The sequence below is a fragment of the Vibrio sp. 10N.286.46.A8 genome (assembly GCF_041470165.1).
Lineage (GTDB): Bacteria > Pseudomonadota > Gammaproteobacteria > Enterobacterales > Vibrionaceae > Vibrio > Vibrio tasmaniensis_A.
The window spans coordinates 1-11,527 of the sequence record NZ_JBFRLX010000059.1; the positions used below are offsets into that span (position 1 = coordinate 1).

Sequence of the window (11,527 nt, forward strand, 5' to 3'; positions counted from 1 at the left end):
AGATAGACCAGACCTTAAACTTATACGTTTCTTATTTGGATACTAAAGACCTCGGTTCGATGGAGCAGGCGCAATTTCAATCGGTAGTGGGCCAACTCAACAATACCTTGGTGAATCAACTGGCGAGCGCGAGCTCAGATGCAACGCAAAAAGCAGTAGAAGCATTACTGGTTCAATTGAGCTTGATTGCGGCAGAAGCCAATGAGGCGTTTTCACTGCAAACATCATCGGAAGTTCGTGGAGTAGAGCGTCGCCTACAAAGTCGTCACGAGCGATTTAAAGAGGCTGTTACCAATTTGGAGGCGCAGGATCCGGCTTTAGTGCGACGGAGCAAGCAGTCTTTGTCACTGCTCGCTTCCCATGCCTTTTCAGCGCAAGGCTCAGTGTCTACGCACATGGAAACCGTTAAGTTGCATGAGTCGATATCTGAACAAAGAGCTGAAATTGAACAGGCGATTGATGTGCAGCTAGGGTACTTCGACGAACTTTCTACGTACGCCGAACACACCGCAACAAACCTGTATCAAGAGTCGATGGAATCATCCAATCAAGCCCTTTTGATGCAGGTAATTATTTCGACTGCATCAGTTCTGATTGCGCTTTTGATCGGCGTTAATATCGCAAAAGGAATCCGTAAGCCAAGCAAGCTGGTACAAGGTGCGTTAGACCAAGTCGCCAACAAAGACCTGAGTTCTCAGGTTCAATATCAAGCCAATAATGAATTTGGTTTAGTGAGTGACAAGGTCAATTTGGTGATCAGCCACTTAACACACGTGATTGAAAACATGCGCCAATCATCGCTGCATTTAAAAGAAGCGTCTCTAGAGAATCAAAGTACCAGTGGTTCATTGCGTGAGGCGATGTTGGACCAAACCAATCAAACCGTAATGGTGGCAACGGCGATGGAACAGATCGAATGTTCCGTGACTGAAATAACTCAAGCGGCCAACCAAACACTGACACTGGTGACATCGGCTGTCACCAGTTCAAGCGCAGGGCAACAAACCATGGGCAAGAATGTTGACCTAATGGGCGTTTTGGAAAGTAAGTTGGCAGAATCAACAAGCACAATCGACAAACTTGAGAAAGAGAGTGCCAGCATTGGTTCTATTCTTGATGTGATCTCCGGTATTTCAGAACAAACTAACTTGTTGGCATTGAACGCAGCCATTGAAGCTGCTCGTGCTGGCGAGCAAGGTCGAGGGTTCTCTGTGGTCGCCGACGAAGTGAGAGTGTTAGCCGCAAAAACCAATGCATCAACGCAAGAGATTCACCATAAAATTGAACGGCTTCAAAACAGTTCTAAATTGGCTGTTGAACAAATCAATCAGTGCGTTGCAGATATGGCGAAATGTGTTGAACAAACGGGTGAAGTGAATCAATCCATATCGACCGTGTATGGCTTGCTCAATGAAGTCGAACAAAGAAGCCATCAGATCGCAACGGCGACCACAGAGCATCAAGTTGTTGCGTCTCAAGTGACGCAAAGCATCAGCCAGATACATGAATTGGCAGAAGAAAACTCGCAGCGTTCACAGGTACTCTTTTCCCACGGTCAGCAATTAGAAATCATGTCGCAACAGCAATTCTCACTGACTCAAGAGTTTAAGTTACCGAAGCCATCTGAGAATAAGGATTAGATATCTATTTGAGTTCTTAATGATTCCATGCCCGGCTTTTTGCTGGGCATTTTTGTGTCGGGTTAACGAAGCACTAATGTGAGTGTTCATGAGATGGAATGTTCTCATACAATTTCGAAAGGCCATTGAAAGAACAAGGTCACTTTCCCCGTGTATATTGCCGTCAGCTGCGGATTTATCATGAAATGACGCTTTCAAAAAATGGATTTTAGCGTACTTGTTTGGTCTGACGAGTAATTAATCGAACGCCATCTTGATAATATAAACAATAATCTCATGAAATAGTTTCATGGCGTGAAGCGAATCTGTAAGCGCTTTCATGATTTCCACAACTGGCCTTTTTACCTCCAACTTTAGTGTGATGACACTCACTTCAACCAAGATGCCTTTCTTTAATAATCGTTTTGTAAGCGGTTACAAGCTAATGAAGTATCGAGGTTCGAGTGGCGACAATTAAACACGTATCAGAACACGCAGGTGTGTCTCAGGCGACAGTGTCTAGAGTTATTAATGGCACTAGCAGAGTCAGTCATGACAAGAAATTAAAGGTTGAAAAAGCGATCAAGGAGCTGGGTTATCGCCCGAATTCTATCGCTCAAGCTTTGGCGTCAAGTCGTACTGGTAGTGTGGGCGTTGTTGTTCCAGAACTTGGTGGTTCTTTCTATTCAGGCATCTTGCATTGCATAGAAGAAAACCTACGCCGCTTTGGTTATCACGCTGTGGTTACAGCGGGTTCGAATACTGAGCAAGGGCAACGTGAGTCTGTGGAGTTTCTGTTGGGGCGTCGTGTTGATGCTTTGATTCTTCATACTCAATTGCTCAGTGATGATTATTTAATTGAATTGGAAGAACAGGGGACCCCTGTGGTTTTAATTAACCGCTTCATCCCAGAAATGGCGATGAGTTGCATTGATATTGATAACGAAGTCGGGGGGCTACTCGCTACTCAATATCTTTTGCAAAAGGGACATACAGATATTGCGTGTATTACCGGGCCTTTAGATAAAGCAGATGCTAGGGGGCGTTTGCAGGGGTATCGAAAGGCCTTGGAAGAAGCGGGTGTGCCATACGATGAAGCCTTAGTCTCGGAAGCGGGCTTTACTGAAGAGACGGGCATCAGTGCTATGAAGAAGCTGATTAATCGTAAGTGTCATTTCACAGCAGTATTTGCTTCGAATGACCACATGGCATTTGGCGCCTTCGAGGTGTTGCATCAAGAGGGGCTGTCTGTTCCTAAAGATGTATCACTGGTGGGCTTCGATAACACCATCTTCGCGCGCTATCTGACCCCTAGTTTGACCACCATTAATTTCCCTATTGAAGAGATGAGCGTTGAAGCAGTACAGCTCACTCTACAGAAGCTAAAGAAAATAAAACATGACGTGAACTTTAAATTGCTGCCGACGTTGGTCACTAGAAACTCGGTATCGGATTTACCAGTTACCCTATAAAAATATTAAGGATAGAACATGAAATTTAAGACCTTAGCGCTTTCATGCGCGGTTGCTTTAGGATTAGGTACAACAGCTGCAAATGCAGCAGACAAAGAAATTCGTTTCGACGGTTTCCCTGATTTCGATAGCAGCCTAAAGGTATTACTGCCTGATTTCGAAAAGGAAACGGGTATCAAAGTTGATTACCTTATGAACAACCACGGTGACCACCACACGAAACTCACAACGAACCTTGCAACGGGTTCTGGTGCCGGTGATGTGATTGTTGTCGACGTTGAGAAAATTGGTCCATTTGTTGGCTCTGGCGGCCTAGTTAACTTGTCTGAAAACTACGGTGCAGATAAGTACGAAGAACGATTCGCACCTTACGCATGGGCACAGGGCAAAGGCGCTGATGGCGATATGTACGGCATCCCTGTCGACCTTGGTCCTGGCGTTATGTACTACCGCACTGACGTGTTCGAAAAAGCAGGCATTAATGTAGAAGACGCAATCAAAGATTGGGACTCATACATCGCTGCTGGTGAAAAACTGAAAGAGCAAAACGTACAACTTATCGCTTCGGCAGCCGACGTGGCACAAGCGATTATCTTCACGACGGTTCCTGAAGGTGAAGGTCTGTACTTTGATAAAGATGGCAACCCTGTCGTGACATCAGAGCGTTTTGTTCACGCTTTTGAAGTAGCAAAAGAGATTCGCGACAAAGGCTTAGACGGCCGTATTCTGGCTTGGTCTAACGAATGGTACGAAGGCTTCCGCAACGGCACATTTGCAACTCAACTTTCTGGCGCTTGGCTTCTTGGTCACCTAAACAACTGGATTGCACCTGAAACTAAAGGCAAGTGGGCAGTAGAAAACCTACCTGATGGTATCTACGGCAGCTGGGGTGGTTCATTCCTTTCAATTCCAACTCAATCAGACAACCCAGATGAAGCTTGGGCGCTTATTGAATACATGACGACTGACCGTGAAGTACAGCTTAAGCACTTCGAAACGATTGCCGCTTTCCCTGCGAACATCACAACGTATGACGATGAGCTTTTCCAAGAAGAGATGGAGTTCCTAGGCGGACAAAAAGCCCGTCTTATTTTTGCTGAAGTGGCGCAAAACATCAAACCGGTCTCTCCAGCACAAGGCGACCACGTTGCACGTTCTATTATCTTAGAGAACGCATTGATGGAAGTACTTGATGAAGGTAAGGACATCAAGACTGCGCTTAAAGAGGCAGAGCGTCTAATCAAGCGTCGCACGCGTAATCTTTAATTTGTTTTTACTTTAAGTAAGTGAGGAAGCGTGGATAACGCGCTTCCTTTTTAAGAGGTCGTTACTATGAATCATACAGCGAGCACAACGATAGAACCTGCGGACAAAAGCCTTTTTTCTCGTCTAAATTTGAAAGCGCTTACACCGTATGGATTTCTTCTGCCGTTTCTGATCATTTTTTCTGTATTTGGGATCTTCCCGCTGTTGTTCTCTGTTTACCTGTCGTTCCACGAGTGGAACCCGGTAAGAGGCATGGATGCGATGGAGTTCGTTGGTTTTGAGAACTATCACATTGCTTTAACGGACCCATGGCTATGGCGTTCATTGAAGAACACGCTTTGGCTAGCAATCACTTCAGGCGTGGCTCAGCATTTAGTCGCTATTCCAGTCGCTTACATGTTGGTTTCAATGGGTGACCGTATGCGTCACTGGCTAACATCGGCGTACTTTCTACCGTTCATTACATCAACGGTCGCAGCGTCACTGATTTTCTTCAATATGTACTCTCCTAACTCAGGAATTATTAACCAAACGCTGATGGCTCTGGCCGATAGCACGCTGTTTGGTTGGGCATTTGCTTGGGTTAACGATTTTCAACCAATCCGTTGGTTAGACGATGCCACTATGGTGAAGCCGTCTATCGCAATCATGGTTTTCTGGAAATACACCGGTTTTAACATCGTCCTTTACACCACGGGTTTAATGACGATTCCTAAAGACATCTTAGAAGCTGCACGTATGGATGGTGCCAATGCCTTCCGCCGCTTCTGGAACATTTCACTACCAATGATTCGTCCATTCATCTTCTTTGCTATCACGATGACCATCATCGGTAACCTGCAAATGTTTGAAGAACCGTTCGTACTAACACGTGGTACAGGTGGTACTGGCCAATCTGGTTTAACTATCTCGATGTACCTCTACAAAGTGGGTTGGGAATGGCTAGAAATGGGCACAGCATCTGCTATCTCGTGGTTACTGTTTGCACTCATCGCGACTTGTACATTGGTTCAATTTTTACTCTTCGGTAAGAAAGGCTTAGGGGAACATTAAGATGTCGACATCAATTAAGACAAATACCTCACCACTAAGTGGACTGATGCCAAGCGAACGCAGCATGTTCATTCTGACTAAGATCTTGATGGTCATGCTAGGTATCTTACTGGTTGTTTCAGCGCTAATTACAGTCTTTCCATTTGTATGGTCGGCACTGCTATCAACGCGTGACCGTTCTGAAATTTTCGGCACAGGCATTAGCTTTGCGATTGGCGATAGCCTGGCGATTAACTACGCCAAATTGCTTGAAATCATGCCGTTTTGGAAAGCGATGTTTAACTCGATTTACGTGGCTTTCTTAGGCACCACCATCTCGCTGCTGTTTTGTAGCATGGGTGGCTACGCGTTTGCTGTGTTTAAGTTCCGCGGTAAGAACGTGTTGTTCGGCATGCTGGTTGGCTCAATGGCGATTCCGCCTGTGCTTAGCTTGATCCCTTACTTCATGATCGTGAAATTCTTAGGCTTGTTGGATAACCACATGGCGGTATGGCTACCGTTCACCACCACACCATTTGGTATCTTTTTGATGCGTCAGCACGTGATTGCATCGATTCCAAAAGAGCTACTTGAAGCAGCGAAATTGGATGGTGCAGGCGAGTTCAGAACGTACTGGAGTGTGGTACTGCCACTGATGAAGCCTGCACTCGCAACATTGGCTATCGTTCAGTTCGTTTTCTTCTGGAACATGTTCATGCAGCCTCTCGTGGTGCTAAACAACCCAGATAACTATGTTATTACGCAAGCACTTCGAAGTGTTCAAGGTATTCCGAATACGCCATGGGGCGCGGTAATGCTAGGTACCACAATTTCTATTTTACCGCTCGTGATTACTTACTTGTTCGCATCGAAACAGATGATCAGTGGTTTAACGTCCGGCGCAGTCAAAGGTTAGGTTTAAGGGTTATAACAATGAATAAATATCAACTTCCAAGTGATTCAAAGTTACGCAGTAAGGAATTTGTATTCGGTGTCGCGACATCTTCATACCAAATTGAAGGCGGCGTTGAAGAGGGCGGTCGTACACCGTCTATCTGGGACACTTTCTGTAAGACGCCGGGCAAGGTCGATAACGGCGACAGTGGTGATGTGGCGTGTGACCACTACCACTTATGGCAACAAGATATCGAGATGATTCAAGGCTTAGGCGTTGATGCTTACCGTCTCTCTATTGCATGGCCGCGCATCCTGCCACAAGACGGTGTCGTGAACCAGCAAGGCCTAGAGTTTTACGGTCAGATCATCGATGAGTGTCATGCTCGTGGCATGAAAGTGTATGTGACTTTGTACCACTGGGATCTACCGCAATATCTTGAAGATAAGGGTGGCTGGTTAAACCGCGAAACGTCTTACAAATTCGCAGAATACGCAGAAGTGGTGAGCAAATACTTTGGTGACAACATTGACGTGTACACCACGCTCAATGAACCGTTTGTGTCTGCATTCCTAGGCTACCGTTGGGGCGAACATGCACCAGGTATCAAAGGTGAAAAAGAAGGCTACCTAGCATCTCACCACCTAATGCTGGCACACGGTTTGGCTATGCCGATCCTTCGTAAAAATGCCCCTCATGCTAAGCATGGTGTGGTATTCAACGCGACGCCAGCTTACCCGCTGACGCCACAAGACCAAGCGGCAGCCGATTACTGCGAAGCCGAGAACTACCACTGGTTCATCGACCCAGTATTGAAAGGCGAATACCCACAGTTAGTGGTTGAGCGCCAAGCGATGAACATGCCGATGATTCTAGAAGGCGATTTAGACATCATCAGCGCACCAGTCGATTACATCGGTATCAACTACTACACACGCAATGTCGCTCGCTTCAATGAGAACGGCGACATTGAATCAGTAAAACAGACTGACGCAGAACACACTTACATCGGCTGGGAAATTAACCCACAAGGTTTAACTGATTTATTGGTAAGACTGGATGCTCGTTACGAAAATATGCCACCTATCTACATTACAGAGAACGGTGCTGCAGGCAACGACGAGCGTGTTAACGGACAAGTGATGGATGACCAACGTGTTCGCTATTTCCAAGGTCATATCGAAGCGGTTCACAACGCGGTTGAAGCGGGTGTGAAAGTCGACGGTTACTTCGCTTGGAGCTTGATGGATAACTTTGAGTGGGCATTCGGCTACTGCCAGCGTTTTGGCATTGTCCATGTTGACTACACCACCCAAGAAAGAACATTGAAACAGAGCGCAATTGCGTACCGAAATATGCTGCTAGAGCGCGCTGAGGAGAACAGATAATGGCTAAAGTAGAATTTAAGAACATCAAAAAATCATTCGGTGATGTTGAAGTCGTCAAAGAGTTTGATTTTACGGTTGAAGACGGTGAGTTCGTGGTTTTCCTTGGTCCATCTGGCTGTGGTAAATCGACAACGCTACGCATGCTTGCTGGCCTTGAAAGTATCAGCTCGGGTGACATCGTGGTTGGCGGTAAATTGATGAATAAAGTCGACGCGAAAGACCGTGACTTGGCGATGGTATTCCAAAGCTACGCTCTGTATCCGCACATGACCGTTTACGAGAACATCGCCTTTGCGCTAAAACTGAAGGGTATGCCAAAAGTAGAAATCGACGTAGAAGTGCTAAAAGCGGCGAAAATGCTAGAGCTTGACCCGCTACTGAACCGTAAGCCAAAAGAGCTTTCTGGTGGTCAACGTCAGCGTGTAGCAATGGGCCGCGCAATGGTTCGTACTCCGAAGGTTTTCTTGTTTGATGAGCCGTTATCTAACCTAGATGCAAAACTTCGTGGCGTGATGCGTGAAGAGATCAAACACCTACACCGTGAACTTAAAACCACCACGATCTACGTAACCCACGATCAGATCGAAGCGATGACACTGGCGGATCGCATCGTGATCCTAAAAGACGGTTATGTTGCTCAAGTTGGTACACCAACCGAGGTGTTCCAGCGTCCTGCAAACAAGTTTGTCGCGCAATTCATTGGTAACCCGTCAATGAACATGTTGGAAGCAAAACTGATTGAAAAAGAAGGCGAGTACTTCGTTGAAATCGGTGATGTTCATATCCCACTGCCTGAGCGTTTTAAGTCTCTGGCGTCTAAGAACCTAGCGCTGCATTTTGGTGTTCGTCCAACAGACATTCACCTACGTGCCGAGCAAGTTGACCACGATCGCGTGCTGCCATTCCCTGTGAAAATCAAAGACAAGGAATTACTGGGCGCGAGCATTCTTCTGAAAACAGAAATTGGCGGTCAACCGCTGATGGTTGAAACCCAAGCGGCTGAAGTGGATGTAAAAGATCTGACGCTTTACTTGGATTTGGATGCTTTCCACTTGTTTGATGCTCTGAGTGAGAACTCGCTAGCGAGCTAGCCAGTCAATTTAAATCAGCCATGAGCTGACACCAACCAACTTACGACAAATTGTTTTGGCTCCTCCTGATTTGGGAGGGGCTAGGGATAGTGATGATGAAATTCGGATATTTTGACGATAAAAACAAAGAATACGTAGCAACCACGCCGTGCACACCGATCAAATGGTGTAACTATGTCGGCACATTAGATTTCGGTGGCATTGTAGATAGCAACGGTGGCGTCCTGTTGTGTAAGGGCGATCCTGCACTTAACCGTATCACTAAGTACATTGCTCAACTGCCAAACTCAGATTTTAAAGGTTCGACCATGTACCTCAAGGTACGTGACGAAGCGGGAAACGTAGAGGTGTTCTCACCTTTCTACACGCCAACCTTGAAGCCGTTAGATAAGTTCGAAAACCACACCGGTTTGTCATACACCACCATCATTGCAGAAGCCTTTGGTGTGCGTTGTGAAGCGACGTTCTTTGTACCAAAAGCTGACCAAGTACTGCTACAAGACATCAAAGTCACCAACATTTCAGACAAAGCACTGCATGTTGATGTGGTACCTGTGTATGAATTCACACACTTCGATGCGCTTAAACAGCTACTCAATGCGGACTGGGTTCCACAAACCATGACGCTGAAAGCGCATCAGCAAGAGTCGGGTCACACCTTGCTTGAGCAGTACGCTTTCATGAAGCGTGACTACGCGGTGAACCTGATGACAGCGGATCGCCCTGCGACGTCTTTTGATGGTGATCGCCAATCGTTCCTAGGTAATTTGGGCTACGGTACATGGGCAGCGCCAGAAGCACTAAACAATGATGAATTAGGCAACACCGAGTGTTTGCGTGGCGACAACATTGGCGCACTGAACCTGCGTCTAGGTTGGTTATCTCCAGAGCAAACAGAACGTACGATTGTACAAATCGCGCAAGAACAGAGCCTAGAAGCAGCATTGCCTCTATTGTCTAAATATCGTGACCATCAAGTGGTCGATTCTGCGTTCGCTGAACTGGCTGAACATTGGGATGGTTACCTACAAGCGGTTCAGGTTGAAACGCCAGATCCGGCAATGAACTCGATGCTGAACGTACATAACCCACGTCAGTGTCACACAACCAAAAACTGGTCTCGTTACTTGTCTCTGTACCAGCTTGGCTATGGCGCTCGTGGCATCGGTTTCCGTGATTCTTCGCAAGATACTTTAGGCGTAATTACACACATGCCGGAAGAGGCGCGTGAGTTCATTGAGCGTCTGTTGTCTGTTCAGAACACCAACGGTTCTGCGATGCACCAGTTCTTCCCATCAACGATGGAAGCGAACGCGGGTGACTCTCGTGAAGAGGAAGATCGCCCGGATTACTACGGTGATGATCACCTGTGGATCATCTACGCGGTCACTCAATATGTGAAAGAAACGGGCAATGCAGACTTCTTGAATAAAGAGATCCCGTTCTATCAAAAAGACAAAGCGGGCAACCCAGTTGAAACTGGAACGGTTTGGAACCACCTGTGCCGCGCGATTAAATTTACCTACACCAATACTGGTGAGCACGGCCTACCGCTGTTAGGTTTCGCTGACTGGAATGACACGGTGAACCTGCCAACCGGTGCTGAGTCGATGATGGTGGCGAACATGTACGGTAAAGCACTGCTCGACATGTTGGACTTGTGTGAGCTGCGTGGCGAAGCGCAACTGACGGCTAAGTTTAAAGATCAGTACCAACAGATGCAGAGTACGGTGAATGAGTGCGGTTGGGATGGCGAGTGGTTTGTTCGTTACTTTGATGAGCAAGGTTTGCCAATCGGTTCTCATAAAAACGAGCAAGGGCAGATCTACACTAACGGTCAAAGCTGGCCTGTTATCTCTGGTTTCGCGACTCAAGAACGTGCAACTCAAGCTCTAGATTCGGTTTACAACAAGCTGAATACCGCGAATGGCATTAAGCTTTCAACTCCTGGTTACAACGGCTTTGATCCGCAGCTAGGTGGTGTTTCAACTTACCCACCAGGTGCAAAAGAGAATGGCGGTATCTTCCTGCACTCTAACCCTTGGGTGATGATCGCAGAAGCGAAAATGGGCAACGGTGAGCGTGCTTATGAGTACTACCGTCAAATCAACCCAGCTTCTAAGAACGATGACATCGATACCTTCGAATCTGAGCCTTACTGCTACCCACAAAACATTTTGGGTGATGAACATAAGCAATTTGGTTTAGGCCGAAATGCATGGCTTTCAGGTACTTCATCTTGGACATACGTTGCGGGTACGCAATGGATTCTGGGTGTTCGCCCAGAAGTGGATGGCTTGCTGGTGGACCCATGTATTCCGGCAGAATGGCCTGAATTCAAAGTCCGCCGTCAGTTCCGTGGTGCGACATACCATATTCATGTCACTAACCCGAATAACGTCTGCAAAGGTGTGGTAGAGATGAAGGTAAATGGTGACCTGATTTCAGGTAATAAAGCGCCAGTGTTTACCTCTGGTGAGCACACCATCGAGGTAATTTTAGGTTAACAAAGAGAAGGGCGCTTTATGCGCCCTTTATTGCTTCTTTAGTTTGGTTCTTTCGTTGCAGTTGTTTCGTTAGCAATGCGTTCTCTGGGGGCTGATTTCGCATTCAGCGGCTGTCTTACTTTGCTTGCCTTAGTTGGGTTGATAGTTGGCTTGGCATTGCCAAGTAAAGGTTTGAGATTGGTTCGGGCTAAGTGTCAATAAGCCGATCTGGTTATTGAATGCATCAGCTGGGCAAGTCATGGGTTCTATTGCAATAC

8 protein-coding genes and 1 pseudogene are annotated in these 11,527 nt (G+C 46.6%); 8 read left to right on the plus strand and 1 reads right to left on the minus strand.

The annotated features are described in order from the left end of the window. From AB4232_RS07140 to AB4232_RS07175, 8 genes are all read left to right on the plus strand, one after another. A partial coding sequence (locus tag AB4232_RS07140) for a methyl-accepting chemotaxis protein (protein WP_372086743.1) occupies positions 1 to 1,640 on the plus strand: 1,640 nt, incomplete at its 5' end. Positions 1,641 to 2,083: 443 nt separating this feature from the next. Beyond that, complete coding sequence (locus tag AB4232_RS07145) at positions 2,084 to 3,091, plus strand: LacI family DNA-binding transcriptional regulator (RefSeq protein ID WP_009846150.1); 1,008 nt, start codon at positions 2,084 to 2,086, stop codon at positions 3,089 to 3,091. An 18-nt stretch (positions 3,092 to 3,109) separates the two neighbouring features. Next, positions 3,110 to 4,357: an ABC transporter substrate-binding protein gene (locus tag AB4232_RS07150; RefSeq protein ID WP_108223583.1), complete on the plus strand. Its 1,248-nt coding sequence runs from the start codon at positions 3,110 to 3,112 to the stop codon at positions 4,355 to 4,357. Between the two features lie 66 nt (positions 4,358 to 4,423). Further along, the gene (locus AB4232_RS07155; protein ID WP_009846152.1) at positions 4,424 to 5,410 is read left to right on the plus strand and encodes a carbohydrate ABC transporter permease; all 987 of its coding nucleotides are present in this window, start codon (positions 4,424 to 4,426) and stop codon (positions 5,408 to 5,410) included. A gap of 46 nt (positions 5,411 to 5,456) precedes the next feature. After that, positions 5,457 to 6,305, plus strand: coding sequence for a carbohydrate ABC transporter permease (locus AB4232_RS07160; RefSeq protein WP_017097772.1), 849 nt, complete (start codon positions 5,457 to 5,459; stop codon positions 6,303 to 6,305). A 17-nt stretch (positions 6,306 to 6,322) separates the two neighbouring features. After that, complete coding sequence (locus AB4232_RS07165; protein ID WP_065681028.1) at positions 6,323 to 7,672, plus strand: GH1 family beta-glucosidase; 1,350 nt, start codon at positions 6,323 to 6,325, stop codon at positions 7,670 to 7,672. Continuing rightward, complete coding sequence (locus tag AB4232_RS07170; RefSeq protein WP_372086746.1) at positions 7,672 to 8,763, plus strand: ABC transporter ATP-binding protein; 1,092 nt, start codon at positions 7,672 to 7,674, stop codon at positions 8,761 to 8,763. Before AB4232_RS07165 ends, AB4232_RS07170 begins: the two co-directional genes overlap by 1 nt. A gap of 92 nt (positions 8,764 to 8,855) precedes the next feature. Further along, complete coding sequence (locus AB4232_RS07175; protein ID WP_372086748.1) at positions 8,856 to 11,270, plus strand: GH36-type glycosyl hydrolase domain-containing protein; 2,415 nt, start codon at positions 8,856 to 8,858, stop codon at positions 11,268 to 11,270. A 129-nt stretch (positions 11,271 to 11,399) separates the two neighbouring features. On the opposite strand, the pseudogene AB4232_RS07180 reads toward AB4232_RS07175, so the two are convergent. Continuing rightward, positions 11,400 to 11,527, minus strand: a pseudogene (locus tag AB4232_RS07180) (aldose 1-epimerase); the annotation flags it as partial.